Source organism: Pseudomonas sp. 22526 (assembly GCF_052044735.1).
GTDB lineage: Bacteria > Pseudomonadota > Gammaproteobacteria > Pseudomonadales > Pseudomonadaceae > Aquipseudomonas > Aquipseudomonas piscium.
On the sequence record NZ_JBQENK010000009.1, the window covers coordinates 148,150 to 167,204 of the forward strand.

The 19,055-nt window shown below is 62.3% G+C and carries 18 protein-coding genes; 8 read left to right on the forward strand and 10 right to left on the reverse strand.

The window, feature by feature from the left end:
• The first annotated feature begins 110 nt into the window (after positions 1-110).
• On the forward strand, positions 111-1,460 hold the full coding sequence (gene glpT / locus ACTJKT_RS15705) for a glycerol-3-phosphate transporter (RefSeq protein ID WP_097306535.1): 1,350 nt from the start codon (positions 111-113) through the stop codon (positions 1,458-1,460).
• On the opposite strand, the gene ACTJKT_RS15710 is transcribed toward glpT, so the two are convergent.
• From ACTJKT_RS15710 to ACTJKT_RS15735, 6 genes are all read right to left on the reverse strand, one after another.
• Positions 1,457-2,104 carry a gamma-glutamylcyclotransferase gene (locus ACTJKT_RS15710; protein WP_023967891.1) on the reverse strand — a complete coding sequence of 216 codons (648 nt, stop codon included), beginning with the start codon at positions 2,102-2,104 and terminating at the stop codon, positions 1,457-1,459. The genes glpT and ACTJKT_RS15710 overlap by 4 nt on opposite strands.
• Before the next feature lie 221 nt (positions 2,105-2,325).
• A complete protein-coding gene (locus ACTJKT_RS15715; RefSeq protein WP_053281363.1) occupies positions 2,326-3,294 on the reverse strand; it encodes a CDP-6-deoxy-delta-3,4-glucoseen reductase in 969 nt (322 codons plus the stop codon).
• On the reverse strand, positions 3,294-4,760 hold the full coding sequence (gene ubiD / locus ACTJKT_RS15720; RefSeq protein ID WP_053263060.1) for a 4-hydroxy-3-polyprenylbenzoate decarboxylase: 1,467 nt from the start codon (positions 4,758-4,760) through the stop codon (positions 3,294-3,296). Before ubiD ends, ACTJKT_RS15715 begins: the two co-directional genes overlap by 1 nt.
• Before the next feature lie 140 nt (positions 4,761-4,900).
• Complete coding sequence (gene rho / locus ACTJKT_RS15725; RefSeq protein WP_007926725.1) at positions 4,901-6,160, reverse strand: transcription termination factor Rho; 1,260 nt, start codon at positions 6,158-6,160, stop codon at positions 4,901-4,903.
• A 247-nt stretch (positions 6,161-6,407) separates the two neighbouring features.
• Entirely contained in the window at positions 6,408-6,737 is a 330-nt protein-coding gene (gene trxA / locus ACTJKT_RS15730; RefSeq protein WP_003206727.1) for a thioredoxin TrxA, read from the reverse strand.
• Between the two features lie 126 nt (positions 6,738-6,863).
• Entirely contained in the window at positions 6,864-7,562 is a 699-nt protein-coding gene (locus ACTJKT_RS15735) for a FadR/GntR family transcriptional regulator (RefSeq protein ID WP_025807078.1), read from the reverse strand.
• Positions 7,563-7,816: 254 nt separating this feature from the next.
• On the opposite strand from ACTJKT_RS15735, the gene ACTJKT_RS15740 reads away from it, so the two are divergent.
• The 5 genes from ACTJKT_RS15740 (at position 7,817) to ppx (ending at position 12,308) form a co-directional block, all read left to right on the forward strand.
• Entirely contained in the window at positions 7,817-8,602 is a 786-nt protein-coding gene (locus ACTJKT_RS15740) for a transporter substrate-binding domain-containing protein (protein ID WP_124325747.1), read from the forward strand.
• A gap of 21 nt (positions 8,603-8,623) precedes the next feature.
• Positions 8,624-9,292: an amino acid ABC transporter permease gene (locus tag ACTJKT_RS15745; protein ID WP_440787713.1), complete on the forward strand. Its 669-nt coding sequence runs from the start codon at positions 8,624-8,626 to the stop codon at positions 9,290-9,292.
• On the forward strand, positions 9,289-9,939 hold the full coding sequence (locus ACTJKT_RS15750; protein WP_023967887.1) for an amino acid ABC transporter permease: 651 nt from the start codon (positions 9,289-9,291) through the stop codon (positions 9,937-9,939). Before ACTJKT_RS15745 ends, ACTJKT_RS15750 begins: the two co-directional genes overlap by 4 nt.
• A complete protein-coding gene (locus tag ACTJKT_RS15755; RefSeq protein ID WP_007926719.1) occupies positions 9,926-10,660 on the forward strand; it encodes an amino acid ABC transporter ATP-binding protein in 735 nt (244 codons plus the stop codon). The genes ACTJKT_RS15750 and ACTJKT_RS15755 overlap by 14 nt, the downstream gene beginning before the upstream one ends.
• Before the next feature lie 145 nt (positions 10,661-10,805).
• A complete protein-coding gene (ppx, locus tag ACTJKT_RS15760) occupies positions 10,806-12,308 on the forward strand; it encodes an exopolyphosphatase (protein ID WP_440787714.1) in 1,503 nt (500 codons plus the stop codon).
• Positions 12,309-12,426: 118 nt separating this feature from the next.
• Here ppx and ppk1 read toward each other — a convergent pair whose 3' ends face one another.
• The gene (gene ppk1, locus ACTJKT_RS15765) at positions 12,427-14,646 is read right to left on the reverse strand and encodes a polyphosphate kinase 1 (protein WP_097306528.1); all 2,220 of its coding nucleotides are present in this window, start codon (positions 14,644-14,646) and stop codon (positions 12,427-12,429) included.
• 18 nt (positions 14,647-14,664) lie between these two features.
• Entirely contained in the window at positions 14,665-15,678 is a 1,014-nt protein-coding gene (gene hemB, locus ACTJKT_RS15770; RefSeq protein ID WP_440787715.1) for a porphobilinogen synthase, read from the reverse strand.
• 207 nt (positions 15,679-15,885) lie between these two features.
• On the opposite strand from hemB, the gene ACTJKT_RS15775 reads away from it, so the two are divergent.
• Positions 15,886-16,518: a DedA family protein gene (locus tag ACTJKT_RS15775; protein ID WP_440787716.1), complete on the forward strand. Its 633-nt coding sequence runs from the start codon at positions 15,886-15,888 to the stop codon at positions 16,516-16,518.
• Here the strand turns inward: ACTJKT_RS15775 and ACTJKT_RS15780 are convergent.
• The gene (locus ACTJKT_RS15780; RefSeq protein WP_440787717.1) at positions 16,499-17,734 is read right to left on the reverse strand and encodes a sterol desaturase family protein; all 1,236 of its coding nucleotides are present in this window, start codon (positions 17,732-17,734) and stop codon (positions 16,499-16,501) included. The genes ACTJKT_RS15775 and ACTJKT_RS15780 overlap by 20 nt on opposite strands.
• Before the next feature lie 113 nt (positions 17,735-17,847).
• Here ACTJKT_RS15780 and elbB point away from each other — a divergent pair, with 113 nt between their 5' ends.
• On the forward strand, positions 17,848-18,516 hold the full coding sequence (gene elbB, locus ACTJKT_RS15785; protein ID WP_440787718.1) for an isoprenoid biosynthesis glyoxalase ElbB: 669 nt from the start codon (positions 17,848-17,850) through the stop codon (positions 18,514-18,516).
• Positions 18,517-18,564: 48 nt separating this feature from the next.
• Here elbB and ACTJKT_RS15790 read toward each other — a convergent pair whose 3' ends face one another.
• Complete coding sequence (locus tag ACTJKT_RS15790) at positions 18,565-19,020, reverse strand: YaiI/YqxD family protein (protein WP_016703198.1); 456 nt, start codon at positions 19,018-19,020, stop codon at positions 18,565-18,567.
• Between the last annotated feature and the right edge of the window lie 35 nt (positions 19,021-19,055).

A 19,055-nucleotide genomic window follows, 5' to 3' on the forward strand; every position in this document is an offset into this window, starting at 1 on the left:
ATGCGATTGCTCCTTTCTTCTATGCCTGTAGACAAGATGCAGTGCTATTTTCGGTAACGAAACTGTAACATTCGCATCCGCAGTCAAAACAAGAAATTTGGAGCTCTTGAATGTTTGCTTTCTTTCGACCTGCCGCACATCAGGCGCCCCTGCCTGAGGAAAAAATAGACAGTACCTACCGCCGCCTGCGCTGGCAGATCTTCGCCGGGATCTTCATCGGTTACGCCGGCTACTACCTGCTGCGCAAGAACTTCTCCCTGGCCATGCCGTACCTGATCGAAGAGGGCTACACCCGCGGTCAGCTGGGCCTGGCCATGTCGGCGATCGCCATCGCCTACGGCCTGTCCAAGTTCCTCATGGGTCTGGTGTCCGACCGCTCCAACCCGCGCTACTTCCTGCCTTTCGGCCTGCTGGTGTCGGCCGGGGTGATGTTCATTTTCGGTTTCGCGCCCTGGGCCACGTCCAGCGTGACCATGATGTTCATCCTGCTGTTCATCAACGGTTGGGCCCAGGGCATGGGCTGGCCGCCAAGTGGGCGGACCATGGTGCACTGGTGGTCGCAGAAGGAACGCGGCGGCGTGGTTTCGGTATGGAACGTTGCGCACAACGTCGGCGGCGGCCTGATCGGCCCGCTGTTCCTGCTCGGCATGGGCTGGTTCAACGACTGGCACGCGGCGTTCTACGTCCCGGCCGCCGTGGCCTTGATGGTGGCGCTGTTCGCCTTCGTCACCATGCGCGACACCCCGCAATCGGTCGGCCTGCCGCCGATCGAGAAGTACAAGAACGACTACCCGGAAGGCTACGACGCCAGCCACGAAGAAGAATTCAGCGCCAAGGAAATCTTCGTCAAATACGTGCTGCGCAACAAAATGCTCTGGTACATCGCCATGGCCAACGTCTTCGTCTACCTGCTGCGCTACGGCGTACTGGACTGGGCGCCGACCTACCTCAAGGAAGCCAAGCACTTCACCGTGGATAAAACCTCCTGGGCGTACTTCTTCTACGAGTGGGCGGGGATTCCGGGCACGCTGCTGTGCGGCTGGATGTCGGACAAGATTTTCCGTGGCAACCGTGGCCTGACCGGCATGGTGTTCATGGCCCTGGTGACCGTGGCGACCCTGGTGTACTGGCTGAACCCGGCCGGCAACCCGACCGTCGACATGATCGCGCTGTTCTCCATCGGCTTCCTGATCTACGGCCCGGTGATGCTGATCGGCCTGCAGGCCCTGGAACTGGCACCGAAGAAAGCCGCCGGCACCGCCGCGGGCTTTACCGGGCTGTTCGGCTACCTGGGTGGCTCGGTCGCGGCCAGCGCGGCGATGGGCTACACCGTGGACCACTTCGGCTGGGACGGCGGTTTTGTCCTGCTGGTAGGCGCCTGCCTGCTGTCGATGGCCTTCCTGGCCCCGACCCTGTGGCACAAACAAGTCGCCAGCCAGAGCCGCGAAGCCGTAGCTTAGTGGGTTGCTGACTTACAGCGCTTGAGCCGCGCCTCCAGATTACGGTCTGGCATGGCGTGGCTACGCAGGGCGTGCACGGTCTGCTCGACATAATCGCGAGTGGTGCCGTAGCGCCCGCAGGCGTTTTCAAATACCTGGCTCAGCACATGGTCCGGCAGGTTGCCGGCATAGCTGGGCAGGTGTCGCTCCAGAACGAACCCCAAGGCCTGAACCCGGCTACCGTCTTCGAGGCGGCAGTTGAGCCAGTGTGGGCGATAGGACGGGTACGGCATCTCGCGCTGCCACAGCGCATACAGCGAGGTTTCCAGCTGCTCTTCCGGCAAGCGGTAGGCGAAACCGCTGCAGGAGCCGCCACGATCCAGGCCAAAGACCAGCCCCGGCTTCTCCGGCGTGCCGCGGTGTTCATGGGACCACAGGTACAAACCGCGATGGTAGCCATGCACCCGCCCGCGCATGCGCTCGACCGCCGAACATTCAGGGCGCCAGATCAGCGAACCGTAGGCGAACAACCAGACCGGCCCGCCCTTGTGGCGCGCCATGGTGGACTGCATCGAGCTGAGGAGCTGTTCGTGGGTGAGCTGCGGCCCCAGGTCGAGGCGCGGCGGGTAAGCCAGATTCAAAAAACTGGATTCAATGGCTGTCATGGCGAATAGCGTTCGGCTCCCCGCGTATAAAGAATTACTTAATAGAACGCACGGCTGTAACTCCAAGACACATATGTTTCAGGTGTTTCAAGGCAAGTTAGGTGCCATCGAAGAGTTTTAACTTTCAATAATGCGCGACATATAACCTACCGGTATTTATCTAATTAAATAAATACCGATGGGCTATATAGGAAGTTATAACGAGGGACAGTCCCGAGAACTCAGGACCGAGGGGCGTAGGCAAATACATCCGCGCGCATCTGGTGCGCATCCATGCCCGCTTCGACCAGCGCATCGAGGGTTGCGTAGATCATCGCCGGCGAGCCGCTGGCGTAGACATGCACCGCCGACAGGTCGGCGATGTCCTCGCTCACCGCCTCGTGCAGCATGCCGCAGCGCCCTTCCCAGCCACAGAGGTCGCTGACCACCTTGTGCAGGAACAGGTTGGGCAGCTTCTTCCATTCGTCCCAGTGTTCGATCTGGTAGAAGTCGTCCGGCCGGCGCACGCCCCAGTACAGGTGCACCGGGTATTTGAAGCCCTTGGCCCGGCAATGCTCGATCAGGCTGTGCATCTGCGCCATGCCGGTGCCGGCGGCGATCAGTACCAGCGGCCCGTCCGGCAGCTCGGCCAGGTGGGTATCGCCAAACGGCAGCTCGACGCGCACGTTGCCATTGCGCTGCAGCTGTTCGATCAAGCTTTGTGCACTGCTTTCGCGCACCAGTACGTGCAGTTCCAGCTCGCGCCCGGAGTGCGGCGCCGAGGCCAGGGAGAACGCCGACTTCTCGCCATTCTCCCGTTCGAGCATCAGGTACTGGCCGGCGTGATAACGCGGTGGCTTGCCGGCCGGCGCCCGCAGGCGGACCCGCCAGACGTCGCCGCCGACTTCCAGACACTCGGTGACCTGACACGACAGACTGCGCACCGGCAGCTCTCCCAGCGCAAGGACGCCATCCCACAGCACGATGCAGTCTTCCAGCGGCTCTGCAATGCAAGTGTAGAACTCGCCGTGATCGCGCACCTCACCGGTTTGCAGGACCCTGCCTTCCACCAGCAAGGCACAGCACACATGACAGTTGCCATTGCGGCAGCTTTGCGGGCATTCATAGCCCAGGCGCCGCGCCGCATCGAGAATCCGCTCGCCGGGCAGCGTCTCAAGCACCGCTCCGGAGGGCTGCAAGGTTACACGCATCAATCTATTCCTAACTGATTCCAGATGGCATCGATCCGGCGGGTCACCGCCTCATCCTTGACGATCACCCGGCCCCACTCGCGGGTGGTTTCACCCGGCCATTTATGCGTGGCATCGAGCCCCATCTTCGAGCCCAGGCCGGAGACCGGCGAGGCGAAGTCGAGGTAGTCGATCGGCGTGTTATCGATCATCACCGTGTCGCGCTTGGGGTCCATGCGCGTGGTGATGGCCCAGATCACGTCGTTCCAGTCGCGCGCGTTGATATCGTCGTCAGTGACGATAACGAACTTGGTGTACATGAACTGTCGCAAAAACGACCAGACACCGAGCATTACCCGCTTGGCATGGCCGGGGTACTGCTTCTTCATGGTCACCACCGCCATGCGGTACGAGCAGCCTTCGGGCGGCAGGTAGAAGTCGGTGATTTCCGGGAACTGCTTCTGCAGGATAGGCACGAATACTTCGTTCAGCGCCACGCCGAGAATCGCCGGCTCATCCGGCGGACGACCGGTGTAGGTACTGTGGTAGATCGGCTTGATCCGGTGGGTGATACGCTCGACGGTGAACACCGGGAAGCTGTCGACTTCGTTGTAGTAGCCAGTGTGGTCGCCATACGGACCTTCGTCGGCCATCTCGCCCGGATGGATCACCCCTTCCAGGATGATTTCCGCGGTAGCCGGCACTTGCAGGTCGTTGCCACGGCATTTCACCAGCTCGGTGCGGTTGCCCCGCAACAGGCCGGCGAAGGCGTATTCGGAAAGGCTGTCCGGCACCGGCGTCACGGCGCCGAGGATGGTCGCCGGGTCGGCCCCCAGGGCCACGGATACCGGGAACGGCTGGCCCGGGTGCTTCTCGCACCACTCGCGATAATCCAGCGCGCCGCCACGGTGGCTCAGCCAGCGCATGATCACCTTGTTGCGACCTATCACCTGCTGGCGATAGATCCCGAGGTTCTGCCGGTCCTTGTTCGGGCCCTTGGTGACGGTCAGGCCCCAGGTGATCAGCGGGCCGACATCGCCCGGCCAGCAGGTCTGCACCGGCAGCATCGCCAGGTCGACGTCATCGCCTTCGATGACCACTTCCTGGCAGATCGCGTCCTTGACGACTTTCGGCGCCATGGAAATGATCTTGCGGAAGATCGGCAGCTTGGACCAGGCATCCTTCAGCCCCTTGGGCGGTTCTGGCTCCTTGAGGAAAGCCAGCAGCTTGCCGATTTCCCGCAGTTCGCTGACCGCTTCGGCGCCCATGCCCAGCGCCACGCGCTCCGGGGTGCCGAACAGGTTGCCCAGCACCGGAATATCGTAGCCGGTGGGGTTTTCAAACAGCAGGGCCGGACCTTTGGCACGCAAGGTGCGATCGCAGACCTCGGTCATTTCCAGCACTGGGGACACCGGAACCTGGATGCGCTTGAGTTCGCCGCGCTGTTCCAGACCGCTGATAAAGTCGCGCAAGTCGCGATACTGCATGCGTGAGCCTCGTTTTGGCCGTGGCGTTCGGGGCTGGCAGTTTAGCGCCGAACCCGACTGTTCAGAACAGTGAACTGCCGTTCATCAATAATCAGATAGCAAAAAGCCGGGTTTCCCCGGCTTTTGCGGTCCTGCTCGACTTACTTGCGTTTCATCGACAGGAAGAACTCATCGTTGGTCTTGGTCTGTTTCAGCTTGTCGACCAGGAACTCGATGGCGGCGACTTCATCCATAGGATGCAGCAACTTGCGCAGGATCCACATGCGCTGCAGCTCGTCGTCGGCGGTCAGCAACTCTTCGCGGCGGGTGCCGGAACGGTTGATGTTGATGGCCGGGAATACCCGCTTCTCGGCGATCTTGCGGTCCAGGGGCAGCTCCATGTTGCCGGTACCCTTGAACTCTTCGTAGATCACTTCGTCCATCTTCGAGCCGGTTTCAACCAGCGCGGTGGCGATGATGGTCAGCGAGCCGCCTTCTTCGATGTTCCGCGCGGCGCCGAAGAAACGCTTCGGTTTTTCCAGGGCGTGGGCATCGACACCACCGGTCAGCACCTTGCCGGAGCTCGGGATCACGGTGTTGTAGGCACGGGCCAGACGGGTGATGGAGTCGAGCAGGATCACCACGTCCTTCTTGTGTTCGACCAGGCGCTTGGCCTTCTCGATCACCATCTCGGCAACCTGCACGTGGCGGGTTGGCGGTTCGTCGAAGGTGGAGGCGACCACTTCGCCGCGCACGGTGCGCTGCATCTCGGTCACTTCTTCCGGACGTTCGTCGATCAGCAGCACGATCAGATGAACTTCTGGGTTGTTACGGGTGATGTTCGACGCGATGTTCTGCAGCATGATGGTCTTGCCCGCCTTCGGCGGAGCAACGATCAGACCGCGCTGGCCTTTACCGATCGGGGCGCACAGGTCGATGACACGACCGGTCAGGTCTTCGGTGGAACCGTTGCCGGCTTCCATCTTCATGCGCACGGTCGGGAACAGCGGCGTCAGGTTTTCGAACAGGATCTTGTTCTTCGCGTTCTCGGGACGATCGTAGTTGATCGTGTCGACCTTCAGCAGTGCGAAGTAACGCTCGCCTTCCTTTGGAGGGCGGATCTTGCCAACGATGGTGTCACCGGTGCGCAAGTTGAAACGACGGATCTGGCTCGGGGAGACGTAGATATCGTCTGGGCCGGCCAGATAGGAGGCGTCGGAGGAGCGAAGAAAGCCGAAGCCGTCCTGGAGGATCTCCAGCACGCCATCACCGGAGATTTCCTCGCCGCTTTTAGCGTGCTTTTTCAGCAGGGAGAAAATCACGTCCTGCTTGCGCGAACGGGCCATATTTTCTATGCCCATCTGTTCGGCCAATTCGAGCAGTTCGGTAATCGGCTTTTGCTTGAGTTCAGTCAGATTCATATAGGAATGACGTAATCATTTATGGAGGGGGGAAATTAAGCTTTTGGCTTAATGATGCCGCGCCGCGGAGAAGGCGACAGGATCGCGTACTTATTCGAAAAGGAGAGCGTCGGCGACGGCTTGCAGGGGGCAGAGGAGAAACCAGTGCGGGGCCGAATGTAACACCTGAGTTTCTGAGCGTCTAGCCCTGAATAATGAAAAAGCCCCGCTATTTACGGGGCTTTTTTGATGCCATTTACAACGACGCTTAGATGTTGGCGTCGAGGAAAGCAGCCAGTTGCGACTTGGACAGCGCGCCGACCTTGGTGGCTTCGACGTTGCCGTTCTTGAACAGCATCAGCGTCGGGATACCACGCACGCCGTGCTTGGCCGGGGTTTCCTGGTTTTCGTCGATGTTCAGCTTGGCAACGGTCAGCTTGCCTTTGTAGGTTTCAGCGATTTCGTCCAGGACCGGAGCGATCATTTTGCATGGGCCGCACCACTCAGCCCAGTAGTCGACCAGTACAGCGCCTTCGGCCTTGAGTACGTCAGCCTCGAAGCTAGCGTCGCTAACGTGTTTGATAAGATCGCTGCTCATGGAAGTCTCCAGGTTGTAAGCAAAAAAACGTGGCCCATCATAGCCGCCCTTCCCGCGTTCAGGAAGCCGGAGTTGATTGACTCTCGCTATGGTGCCCGATGAATTTGGGTATAGCTCAACTGGCAACTATGCGGGGGTGACAAAGGCGATTCCGGTGCGCAGGGCCGCGCCGCGCACATGCTCCTGCATGGCCTTCTGCGCCGCCCCGGAGGCATGCCGGGCTAGCCCGCGCAGGATCTTGCGGTGTTCCTGCCAGGTTTCCATGGCCCGCTCGGGCCGGATGAACGGTAGTTTCTGGCTCTCCAGGAAGATCTCGGCGCTGGTGCTGAGAATGCTCACCATTGCCTGATTGCCGCTGGCCTGCAGGATCTTCTGGTGAAACTCGAAATCCAGCCGCGCCGCCGCCTCGAAATCCGCCGCCCGCAGCTCATTGCGCATCGCCTCGACATTGTCCTGCAATGCATCCAGCTCGTCGGCGGTCAACGTCACGGCCGCCAGCCCCGCGGCGAAGCCTTCCAGGGCGTAACGCAGCTGGAAGATGTCCGTCGGCGAGGCCTGAGCCGCGAACGGCCAGCTCAGCCCCACGCCATTGACCGGCGACTCCGCGGCCTGCACGAACACGCCCTTGCCAGGCTGCACGCTGATCACCCCCAAGGCGCTCAAGGATGACAGCGCCTCACGCAACGAGGCCCGGCTGACCCCCAGCTGCACGGCCAGATCGCGCTGCGACGGCAGCGCATCGCCCGGGCCGAAACCGCGCTCAGTGATCAATTGACGGATGGCTTGCAGCGCCACCTCGGGTACGGCGCGGGAGATCGAGTTCATAAAATTCAGGCTGGCCGGTCCAGGAAAAAGCTAGTTGTAAAGCTATTCGCCGAGCCCGGCAAGTCGTGCCCCAAGGGGGTTCGGGCGCATTGCCCGACGCTCGATAAGGGGGCAGACAAGCCACCAACTGTTCAGACCAGTAAGACCGAACAAGACCAGCAAAACCCAGCGCTCCAGGGCTTTTTCCGGCGTTTGGCACGGCCTGTGCTGTGTCGCTGCGCAGAAATCACTTCCCGTGAATCCGGAGATTTGCCATGACCAAGCGTTTCAGCGCCCTGCTCTCTGCCCTGTTTGCCAGTCTGATGCTGAGTCAGACGCCCGCCCACGCCAGTGGCCTGGACGATGTCGTCGCCCGTGGCACCCTCAAGGTGGCCGTGCCCCAGGATTTCCCGCCGTTCGGCTCGGTCGGCCCGGACATGAAACCCCGCGGCCTGGATATCGACACCGCGAAACTGCTGGCCGACCAACTCAAGGTCAAGCTCGAACTGACCCCGGTCAACAGCACCAACCGCATTCCCTTCCTGACCACCGGCAAGGTCGACCTGGTGATCTCCAGCCTCGGCAAGAACCCCGAGCGCGAGAAGGTCATCGACTTCTCCCAGGCCTACGCGCCCTTCTATCTGGCGGTATTCGGCCCACCCGAGGCGCCGGTCGCCAGCCTCGACGACCTCAAGGGCAAGACCATCAGCGTCACCCGTGGCGCCATCGAAGACATCGAGCTGACCGCCGTGGCCCCGCAAGGCGTGACCATCAAGCGCTTCGAGGACAACAACTCGACCATCGCCGCCTACCTGGCCGGCCAGGTCGACCTGATCGCCAGCGGCAACGTGGTGATGGTCGCCATCAGCGAGCGCAACCCGAAACGCATCCCGGCGATGAAGGTCAAGCTCAAGGACTCCCCGGTCTATGTCGGCGTGAACAAGAACCAGCCGGAGCTGCTGGACAAGGTCAATCAGATCCTCACCACCGCCAAGGCCGACGGCAGCCTGGAAAAGAACGCCCAGCTGTGGCTCAAGCAGCCGTTGCCGGCTGGCCTCTGATCGCGGTCGCGGAGGTTATCCATGGCTTATCAGTTCGACTTTCTACCGGTGCTGGAAAACACCAGCCTGCTGCTGCGCGGCGCCCTGTTCACCCTTGAGCTGACTGCCATCGGCGCGCTGCTCGGGGTCGGCCTGGGCATAGTCGGCGCGCTGGTGCGGGCCTGGAAGATCCAGCCCTTCTCGACCATCTTCGGCGTCTACGTCGAGCTGATCCGCAACACCCCGTTCCTGGTGCAGCTGTTCTTCATCTTCTTCGGCCTGCCGTCCCTGGGGTTGCAGATTTCCGAGTGGCAGGCGGCAGTGCTGGCGATGGTGATCAACCTGGGCGCCTACTCCACGGAAATCATCCGCGCCGGCATCCAGGCCATCCCCCGCGGCCAGCTGGACGCCGCGGCGGCCCTGGCCATGACCCGCATGGAAGCCTTCCGCCACGTGGTATTGCTGCCGGCGCTGGGCAAGGTGTGGCCGGCCCTGAGCAGCCAGATCATCATCGTCATGCTCGGTTCGGCGGTGTGTTCGCAGATCGCCACCGAGGAGCTGAGCTTCGCCGCCAACTTCATTCAGTCGCGCAACTTCCGCGCCTTTGAAACCTACGCCCTGACCACGCTGATCTATCTGTGCATGGCCCTGCTGATCCGGCAGCTGCTGAACTGGGTCGGGCGTCGCTATATCGCGAGGAGCAGCCAATGAGTGATTTCAGCTTCTGGGACATCGTGCGCAACCTGCTGACCGGCCTGCAATGGACCCTGCTGCTGTCGCTGGTGGCCTTTGTCGGCGGCGGGCTGATCGGCTTGTTGATCATGACCCTGCGCATTTCCAAGAAGGCTTTCCCCAGCCATTTCGCCCGCCTGTATATCGAGCTGTTCCAGGGTACTCCGCTGTTGATGCAGCTGTTCCTGGTGTTCTTCGGCATCGCCCTGCTGGGGGTGGATATCTCGCCCTGGCTGGCGGCGGCCATCGCCCTGACGCTGTTCACCAGCGCCTATCTGGCGGAGATCTGGCGCGGCTGCGTCGACTCGATCCCCAACGGCCAGTGGGAAGCCTCGTCCAGCCTGGCGCTCAACCCTTATGAACAGCTGCGCCATGTGATCCTGCCGCAGGCGCTGCGGATCGCTGTGGCGCCCACCGTGGGCTTTTCGGTGCAGGTGGTCAAAGGCACCGCGGTGACCTCGATCATCGGCTTCACCGAGCTGACCAAGACCGGCGGCATGCTCGCCAACGCCACCTTCGAGCCCTTCATGGTCTACGGCCTGGTGGCGCTCGGTTACTTCCTGCTGTGCTACCCCCTGTCCCTCAGTGCGCGCTACCTGGAAAGGAGACTGCATGCCTCTGCTTAGAATTTCCGCCCTGCATAAATATTACGGCGACCACCATGTGCTCAAGGGCATCGACCTCAGTATCGAGGAAGGCCAGGTGGTGGCGATCATCGGCCGCAGCGGCTCGGGCAAGAGCACCTTGCTGCGCACCCTCAACGGCCTGGAGTCGATCAACGACGGGGTCATCGAAGTCGACGGCGAATACCTCGACGCCGCCCGCGCCGATCTGCGCAGCCTGCGGCAGAAGGTCGGCATGGTGTTCCAGCAGTTCAACCTGTTCCCGCACCTGACCGTCGGCGAGAACGTCATGCTCGCCCCGCAAGTGGTACAGAAGGTGCCCAAGGCCAGGGCCGCCGAATTGGCGCGAGAGATGTTGAAACGGGTCGGCCTGGAGGAGAAGTTCGACGCCTTCCCCGACCGCCTGTCCGGCGGCCAGCAGCAGCGGGTGGCGATTGCCCGGGCCCTGGCCATGTCGCCCAAGGTGCTGCTGTGCGACGAAATCACCTCGGCCCTGGACCCGGAGCTGGTCAACGAGGTCCTGAGCGTGGTGCGCCAGCTGGCCAAGGACGGCATGACCCTGATCATGGTGACCCACGAGATGCGTTTTGCCCGGGAAGTGGGCGACAAACTGGTGTTCATGCACCAGGGCAAGGTGCATGAAGTGGGCGACCCGAAAGTGCTGTTCGCCAACCCGCAGACGCCGGAGCTGGCGAATTTTATCGGGACCAACGAAAGCGCTTGATGCTACCTGTAGCCGCTGNNNNCAGCGGCTACAGGAGCTGTGGAGCAAGGATTCATGCGTTGAATCAACGCATTGGACACTGCGCGTTGGCGCGAGCGATTGATCGTGGCAGGATGGCAAGGTTATCGACCGAGACCCCCAAACCATGCCGCAATCCCAAGCCAAGAATCTGTCCCTGATCGCCGCCATCGACCTGGGCTCCAACAGCTTTCACATGGTCGTGGCCAAGGCTCACCATAATGAAATCCGCATTCTCGAGCGGCTCGGTGAAAAGGTGCAGTTGGCCGCCGGGATCGACGAAGACCGTCAACTCAACGAAGAATCCATGCAGCGCGGGCTCGATTGCCTGAAGCGCTTCGCCCAACTGATCAACGGCATGCCCCTGGGCGCGGTACGTATCGTCGGCACCAACGCCCTGCGCGAAGCCCGCAACCGCGGCGAATTCATCCGCCGCGCCGAAGAGATCCTCGGCCACCCGGTGGAAGTCATCTCCGGTCGTGAAGAAGCCCGCCTCATCTACCTGGGCGTGTCCCATACCCTCGCCGACACCCCGGGCAAGCGCCTGGTCGCCGACATCGGCGGCGGCAGTACCGAATTCATCATCGGCCAGCGCTTCGAGCCGCTGCTGCGCGAAAGCCTGCAGATGGGCTGCGTCAGCTTCACCCAGCGTTATTTCCGCGACGGCAAGATCACCCCGGCGCGCTACGCCCAGGCCTACACCGCGGCGCGCCTGGAAATCATGAGCATCGAACACGCCCTGCATCGCCTGACCTGGGATGAAGCCATCGGCTCCTCGGGCACCATCCGCGCCATCGGCCTGGCGCTCAAGGCCGGCGGCCAGGGCAATGGCGAAGTCAACGCCGAAGGCCTGGCCTGGCTCAAGCGCCGGCTGTTCAAGCTGGGCGACGTGGAGAAAATCGACTTCGAAGGCATCAAGCCCGATCGCCGGGCGATCTTCCCGGCCGGCCTGGCGATTCTCGAAGCCATCTTCGACGCCCTCGAACTGCAGCGCATGGACCACTGCGAAGGCGCCCTGCGCGAAGGCGTGCTCTACGACCTGCTGGGCCGCCATCACCACGAAGACGTACGCGAGCGCACCCTGGGCTCGCTGATGGAGCGTTATCACGTCGACCTGGAACAGGCTGCCCGGGTCGAGCGCAAGGCGCTCCACGCCTTCGACCAGGTGGCCGAGGACTGGGACCTGGAGGACGGTGTCTGGCGCGAACTGCTGGGCTGGGCCGCCAAGGTCCATGAAGTGGGGCTGGATATCGCCCACTACCAGTACCACAAGCACGGCGCCTACCTGATCGAACACTCGGACCTCGCCGGTTTCTCCCGCGAAGACCAGCAAATGCTCGCGCTACTGGTACGCGGTCACCGCCGCAACATTCCCAAGGACAAGTTCGCCGAGTTCGGCGATGAAGGCAGCAAGCTGATCCGCCTGTGCGTGCTGCTGCGTTTCGCCATCCTGTTCCACCACATCCGCGGCACCCAGGAAATGCCCCAGGTGAAGCTGCACGCCGCCGGCGACAGCCTGGATGTGATGTTCCCGGAAAACTGGCTGGACGAAAACCAGCTGACCCAGGCCGACTTCGCCCTGGAAGCGGAGTGGCTGACCCGGGTCGAGATCACCCTCAACGTGCACTGACCCCTGCGTAGGAGCCGGCCGGCAAGCCGGCCCCTACAACCCTCGCCAGCCGTGACCCAAAATAAAAAGGCCAGCCCGATGCTCGGGCTGGCCTTTTTGTTAGCGGCACCTGAGGTGCTTAGCGCACCGCCAGCACCGGATTGCTCAGGCGCTCCAGCAACGTGGCCTGGGCGCTGCGCGGGTTCTGGTTGCCGGTCGGCGTGTTGCGGATGTAGCGACCGTCCGACTGCAGGCTCCAGCTGTGGGTGTTATCGGTGAGATAACTTTCCAGCTCCTTCTTGACCCGCAGGATCAGCTTCTTGCCCTCGACCGGGAAGCAGGTCTCGACGCGCTTGTCGAGGTTGCGCTCCATCCAGTCGGCGCTGGACAGGAACATCTGCTCCTCGCCGCCGTTGAGGAAGTAGAAGACCCGAGTGTGCTCCAGGAAGCGGCCGATGATCGAGCGCACATGGATGTTGTGCGACACGCCGGCGATCCCCGGACGCAGGCAGCACATGCCCCGCACCACCAGGTCGATGCGCACGCCCGACTGGCTGGCCTTGTACAGCGCGCGGATGATCTTCGGATCGGTCAGCGAGTTGAACTTGGCGATGATGTGCGCCGGTTTGCCGTCCAGGGCGAACTGGGTCTCCCGGGCGATCATGTCGAGCATGCCCTTCTTCAGGGTGAAGGGCGCGTGCAGCAGCTTCTTCATGCGCAGGGTCTTGCCCATGCCGATCAACTGGCTGAAGAGCTTGCCGACGTCTTCGCACAAGGCGTCGTCGGAAGTCAGCAGGCTGTAGTCGGTGTACAGGCGGGCGTTGCCGGCATGGTAGTTACCGGTGCCCAGGTGGGCGTAGCGCACGATCTCGCCGGCTTCGCGACGCAGGATCAGCATCATCTTGGCGTGGGTCTTGAAGCCGACCACGCCGTAGATCACCACCGCGCCGGCCGCTTGCAGGCGGCTGGCCAGTTGCAGGTTGGACTCTTCGTCGAAGCGCGCACGCAACTCGATCACCGCGGTGACTTCCTTGCCGTTACGCGCCGCATCCACCAGCGCATCGACGATTTCCGAGTTGGCGCCGCTGCGGTACAGGGTCTGGCGCACCGCCAGCACGTGCGGGTCCTTGGCTGCCTGACGCAGCAGGTCGACCACCGGGGTGAAGGACTCGAACGGGTGCAGCAGCAGGATGTCCTGCTTGCTGATCACGCTGAAGATGTTCTCGCTGTTCTGCAAAAGCTTGGGAATCTGCGGGGTGAACGGCGTGTATTGCAGCTCCGGATGGCTGTCCAGGCCGGTGATGCTGAACAGGCGCGTCAGGTTCACCGGACCGTTGACCTGGTACAGCTCGGTCTCGCTCAGGTTGAACTGCTTGAGCAGGTAATCGGACAGGTGTTTCGGGCAGGTGTCGGCCACTTCCAGACGCACCGCGTCGCCGTAACGCCGGGAGAACAGCTCGCCGCGCAGGGCGCGGGCCAGGTCTTCGACGTCCTCGGTGTCCACCGCCAGGTCGGCGTTGCGGGTCAGGCGGAACTGGTAGCAGCCCTTTACCTTCATGCCCTGGAACAGGTCATCGGCGTGGGCGTGGATCATCGATGAGAGGAATACATAGTTGTCGCCAGGGCCGCCGACTTCTTCCGGCACCTTGATGATCCGCGGCAGCAGGCGCGGCGCCGGGATGATCGCCAGACCGGAGTCGCGGCCAAAGGCGTCGATCCCTTCGAGTTCGACGATGAAGTTCAGGCTCTTGTTCACCAGCAGCGGGAACGGGTGCGTAGGGTCGAGGCCGATCGGGGTGATGATCGGCGCGATCTCGTCACGGAAATAACGACGAACCCAGGTCTTGAGCTTGGTGGTCCAGTAACGGCGACGGATGAAGCGGACCTGATGTTTCTCCAGCTCCGGCAACAGGATGTCGTTGAGGATCGCGTACTGGCGGTCGACGTGACCGTGCACCAGGTCGCTGATGCGCGCCAGGGCCTGGTGCGGTTGCAGGCCATCGGCACCGGCCTGCTCACGGGCGAAGGTGATCTGCTTCTTCAGGCCGGCGACGCGGATCTCGAAGAACTCGTCCAGGTTGCTGGAGAAGATCAGCAGGAACTTCAAGCGCTCCAGCAACGGGTAGGACTCATCCAGCGCCTGTTCCAGCACGCGGATGTTGAACTGCAGTTGCGACAGCTCGCGATGGATATACAGGCTGCTGTCATCCAGGCTCGGGATGACCAGGGTCGGCATCGCCACATGCGGCGCGTCCGCTTGCACCTGCGGGGCTTCCAGCTCCGGTGGTGTTTCAACGACCTGCTCGACCACGGGTTGAGCTTCTTTTACGGCAACTTCAGTGAGTCCTTCGGTATTCATCGCGTGTTCCTGGGAGGGCTATTTTTGCTCTCGTAACAATTGAGCAGCACGAACGGCAAAGTAAGTCAGGATGCCATCGGCACCCGCGCGTTTAAAGGCGGTCAAGGATTCGAGGATAACCCCTTCGCTCAACCAGCCATTCTGGATCGCCGCCATGTGCATGGCGTATTCGCCGCTGACCTGATAGACAAAGGTCGGCACCTTGAATTCATCCTTGACCCGAAAAAGGATGTCCAGGTACGGCATGCCCGGCTTGACCATGACCATGTCCGCGCCTTCGGCGAGGTCGGCGGCCACTTCATGCAGGGCTTCGTGGCTGTTGGCCGGGTCCATCTGGTAGGAGGCCTTGTTGGCCTTGCCCAGGTTCAGCGCCGAGCCGACCGCATCGCGGAACGGGCCGTAATAGGCGCTGGCGTACTTGGCCGAATAGGCCATGATCCGCACGTTGACGTACCCGGCCAGCTCCAGGGCTTCGCGGATCGCCTGGATGCGGCCGTCCATCATGTCCGAAGGCGCGACCACCTGGGCGCCGGCTTCGGCATGGGACAGGGCTTGCTTGACCAGCGCATCGACGGTGATGTCGTTCTGCACATAGCCGTCTTCGTCGAGGATGCCGTCCTGACCGTGGGTGGTGAACGGGTCGAGCGCCACGTCGGTGATCACCCCCAGATCGGGGAAACGTTCACGCAGTGCGCGGGTGGCGCGCTGGGCAATGCCGTTCGGGTTCCAGGCTTCGGCGGCATCCAGCGACTTGAGCTGCGCCGGGGTCACCGGGAACAACGCCAGCGCGGGAATCCCCAGCTCCACCCACTTCGCCGCGTCCTCCAGCAGCAGGTCGATGGTCAAGCGTTCAACGCCCGGCATCGATGCCACCGCTTCCCGGCGATTCTCACCGTCGAGCACGAATACCGGCAGGATCAGGTCATCGGTGGTCAGGACGTTTTCACGAACCAGACGACGAGAAAAATCATCACGACGATTGCGGCGCAGGCGAGTGGCAGGAAACAAACGATTGGCTGGGGTAAAGCTCACGACAGACTCCTGAGCCCGCACAGGCGGGCGAGCGTGACAGTTATAAGCGGCCATTATGACGAACGGATGACAGTTGTGCTTAACCCTGTGACCGGTAGTCGCAGCTATTGTCCAGCCAGCATTTGTTCACGTCGAGACACATTTGGATACTTTCCTCCATGGGCTCGAAGGGTTAGGCTGCGCGTTCATTTCGCCAGCATCCAGACAATGCTCCAACAATTTCTTCAGGAATTCGGCTACTTCGCCCTCTTTCTCGGCACATTCTTCGAAGGCGAGACCATCCTGGTCCTGGCCGGTTTCCTCGCGTTTCGCGGATACATGGACATCAACCTGGTGGTGGTCGTGGCCTTCTTCGGCAGCTATGCCGGCGACCAGCTGTGGTACTTCCTGGGACGCAAGCACGGGCGCAAGCTCCTGGCGCGCAAACCGCGCTGGCAATTGATGGGCGATCGGGCGCTGGAGCATATCCGCAAGCATCCGGACATCTGGGTGCTGAGCTTCCGTTTCGTCTACGGCCTGCGCACCGTGATGCCGGTGGCCATCGGCCTGTCGGGGTATCCGCCGGGACGTTATCTGTTGCTCAACGGCATTGGCGCCGCGATCTGGGCCGCCGCCCTGGCCGCCGCGGCCTATCACTTCGGCGCCGTGCTCGAAGGCATGCTGGGCAGCATCAAGAAATACGAACTGTGGGTGCTCGGCGCCTTGCTGGTCCTGGGCTTTGCCCTGTGGCTGCGCCGCCGCTTCAAGAATGCGCGGCTGGCCAAGGCGATCTACGAAGCCGAACAGGTCAAGCAGAACGAACAGGGCGATTGCTGCAAGTCTAAGACGCCAGTCGAGTAAGGCGGCCCCGGCAGCAGTAAAGCGCAATGCCACTGAGCAGGCTGTAACTGATCAGGCCGACCCAGCCCAAGGCGCTGGCCGGCCACAGCCCGACCAGGGGCGCCAGCCATACCAGCGGCAGGTTCGACGCCAGCCGCAGCAGCTCCATCCTCAGCGCCCATGGGCGATTCTCCAGCGCCACCCCCAGCACGAACAGACCAAAAGCCATGGCGCTCCAGCCCAGCACCAGGGCTGCGACCGGCAGGCTGTCGCCCAGGTTCATCAGGTAGCTGCCGAAAGCCGCGTACACCGCGAACTGCAACACCACATAAGCCTGCTGCCAGGCATCCAGCGGCACCTCGAACTTGCGGAACTGGCTCAGGTCCGGCTTGCGCAGCGGGTACTTGGCCGCCACATCAGCCGGACGCCAGCCGGTGCGCATGAACCAGATCCGCAGCTTGTCCCACAAGCGCTCGGTACGCCGCGCATCGTCCAGCAGCTGGGCGTAGAACTGCAGGTTGGCCCACACCGGGTTCCAGCTGGCCAGGGGCGTGGTCACGCCGAAGACCACCGGCTCGTTGTCGTCCTCCTCCTGAAAGGTGCCGAACAGCCGGTCCCAAATAATGAACACGCCGCCGTAGTTGCGATCCATGTAGAGAGCGTTCTGTGCATGGTGGGCCCGATGATTGGACGGCGAGACGAAAAACCATTCGAACCAGCCGAGCTTGGGAATGTGCCGGGTGTGCACCCAGAACTGATACAGCAGGTTCAGCGCCCCCACGCTGACAAACACCAGCAGCGGCACCCCCAGCACGGCCATCGGCAGGTAGAAGATCCAGCTCAGCAGGAAGCCGGTGCTGGTCTGGCGCAATGCCGTGGAGAGGTTGTAGTCCTCGCTCTGGTGATGCACCGAATGCGCCGCCCAGAGAATGTTGCGCTCATGGCCCATGCGGTGCAGCCAGTAGTAGCAGAAGTCGTAGAGGACAAAGGCGAACACCCAGACCCAGGCGCTCTCGGCCGACAGGCTAAAGAGCCCCAGGTGTTCCAGGGCAAAGGCGTAGGTCACCAGGCCGACGCCCTTGGTCAGCAGTCCGGTGGTGGTCGACAAGGCCCCGGTGCTGAGGCTGTTGATGGCGTCCGCGACCCGATAGTTGTTCACCCCCCGCCAGCGGTCGACCAGCAGCTCGAGGGCTATCAGCACAAAGAAGAACGGCACCGCATAAAGAATGAAATTCATGACACGACCTGATCGGAATCCTGATCGAAGATTAGGTCGAGCGGCGGGATAACCCTATGGCAACGGGCGACAAATTAGTGGACATTTAACGCCATGAATCTGGAGAAAAAACCATGAGCAAAAAAGTTGCAGTGATCCTTTCCGGCTGTGGCGTCTACGACGGTGCCGAGATCCATGAAAGCGTCATCACCCTGCTGCGCCTGGACCAGCGCGGCGCCCAGGTGCAGTGCTTCGCCCCGGACATCGCCCAGCTGCATGTGATCAACCACCTGACCGGCGCAGAGATGCCCGAGTCGCGCAATGTCCTGGTGGAATCGGCGCGCATCGCCCGCGGCCAGGTGAAAGATATCCGTGACGCCGACGCCGAAGACTTCGACGCGCTGATCGTGCCTGGCGGCTTCGGCGCGGCGAAAAACCTCTCCAACTTTGCCGTGGAAGGGGCCGGCTGCACGATCCAGCCGGATGTCCTGGCGCTGACCGAAGCCTTCGCCGAAGCCGGCAAGCCGGTGGGCCTGATCTGCATCTCGCCGGCATTGGCGGCGAAGATCTACGGCCCGGGCGTCACCTGCACCATCGGCAACGATGCCGATACCGCGGCCGCCGTGAGCAAAATGGGCGCGACCCACGCAGAATGCGCCGTCGGCGACATCATCGAGGACAAGGCACGCAAGCTGGTCAGCACCCCGGCCTACATGCTCGCGCATTCCATCAGCGAAGCGGCGGCGGGGATCAATAAGCTGGTGGATCGGGTGCTGGAACTGACACACGAAAACGACGAATAACCCCGCAGCCGTGGCGAGCCGGCAAGCGCGCTCGCCTTACGGCCCCCGTCAGGCCTGACGCGCCAGCCGCGTCAGGATCCGGTCCAGGGCATTGGCGAAGGCCTGCTTCTCGCGGTCCCCATAAGCGCCTGGCCCACCACCGACCTGCCCCTGCTCGCGCAGATCGGTAAACAGGTTACGCACCGCCAGCCGCTCGCCCATGTTCTGCGCATCGAACTCCTTGCCCCGCGGGTCGAGGGCGGCGACGCCTTTCTTCACCAGCCGGTCGGCCAGGGGCACGTCGCTGCAAATCACCAGTTCGCCCGGCACCGCGTGTTCCACCAGATAATCATCGGCCGCATCCGGGCCACTGGGCACCACGATCAGCTTGACGCAGGCAAAGGCCGGCTTGATCTGCGGCTGCCCCGCCACCAGCACCAGCTCGAACTGGCGCTTGAGGGCAAACCTCACCACCTGATCCTTCGCCGCCTTGGGGCAGGCGTCGGCATCGATCCATACACGCATTGCGTTATTCCTCTAAAAAGCATCGCGGGCAAGCC

What these genes read in the sequence shown, in the direction of transcription:
- glpT (WP_097306535.1), top strand. Translation starts at nt 111, where the DNA reads ATGTTTGCTTTCTTTCGACCTGCCGCACATCAGGCGCCCCTGCCTGAG.
- ACTJKT_RS15710 (WP_023967891.1), bottom strand. Translation starts at nt 2,104, where the DNA reads ATGACAGCCATTGAATCCAGTTTTTTGAATCTGGCTTACCCGCCGCGC.
- ACTJKT_RS15715 (WP_053281363.1), bottom strand. Translation starts at nt 3,294, where the DNA reads ATGCGTGTAACCTTGCAGCCCTCCGGAGCGGTGCTTGAGACGCTGCCC.
- ubiD (WP_053263060.1), bottom strand. Translation starts at nt 4,760, where the DNA reads ATGCAGTATCGCGACTTGCGCGACTTTATCAGCGGTCTGGAACAGCGC.
- rho (WP_007926725.1), bottom strand. Translation starts at nt 6,160, where the DNA reads ATGAATCTGACTGAACTCAAGCAAAAGCCGATTACCGAACTGCTCGAA.
- trxA (WP_003206727.1), bottom strand. Translation starts at nt 6,737, where the DNA reads ATGAGCAGCGATCTTATCAAACACGTTAGCGACGCTAGCTTCGAGGCT.
- ACTJKT_RS15735 (WP_025807078.1), bottom strand. Translation starts at nt 7,562, where the DNA reads ATGAACTCGATCTCCCGCGCCGTACCCGAGGTGGCGCTGCAAGCCATC.
- ACTJKT_RS15740 (WP_124325747.1), top strand. Translation starts at nt 7,817, where the DNA reads ATGACCAAGCGTTTCAGCGCCCTGCTCTCTGCCCTGTTTGCCAGTCTG.
- ACTJKT_RS15745 (WP_440787713.1), top strand. Translation starts at nt 8,624, where the DNA reads ATGGCTTATCAGTTCGACTTTCTACCGGTGCTGGAAAACACCAGCCTG.
- ACTJKT_RS15750 (WP_023967887.1), top strand. Translation starts at nt 9,289, where the DNA reads ATGAGTGATTTCAGCTTCTGGGACATCGTGCGCAACCTGCTGACCGGC.
- ACTJKT_RS15755 (WP_007926719.1), top strand. Translation starts at nt 9,926, where the DNA reads ATGCCTCTGCTTAGAATTTCCGCCCTGCATAAATATTACGGCGACCAC.
- ppx (WP_440787714.1), top strand. Translation starts at nt 10,806, where the DNA reads ATGCCGCAATCCCAAGCCAAGAATCTGTCCCTGATCGCCGCCATCGAC.
- ppk1 (WP_097306528.1), bottom strand. Translation starts at nt 14,646, where the DNA reads ATGAATACCGAAGGACTCACTGAAGTTGCCGTAAAAGAAGCTCAACCC.
- ACTJKT_RS15775 (WP_440787716.1), top strand. Translation starts at nt 15,886, where the DNA reads ATGCTCCAACAATTTCTTCAGGAATTCGGCTACTTCGCCCTCTTTCTC.
- ACTJKT_RS15780 (WP_440787717.1), bottom strand. Translation starts at nt 17,734, where the DNA reads ATGAATTTCATTCTTTATGCGGTGCCGTTCTTCTTTGTGCTGATAGCC.
- elbB (WP_440787718.1), top strand. Translation starts at nt 17,848, where the DNA reads ATGAGCAAAAAAGTTGCAGTGATCCTTTCCGGCTGTGGCGTCTACGAC.
- ACTJKT_RS15790 (WP_016703198.1), bottom strand. Translation starts at nt 19,020, where the DNA reads ATGCGTGTATGGATCGATGCCGACGCCTGCCCCAAGGCGGCGAAGGAT.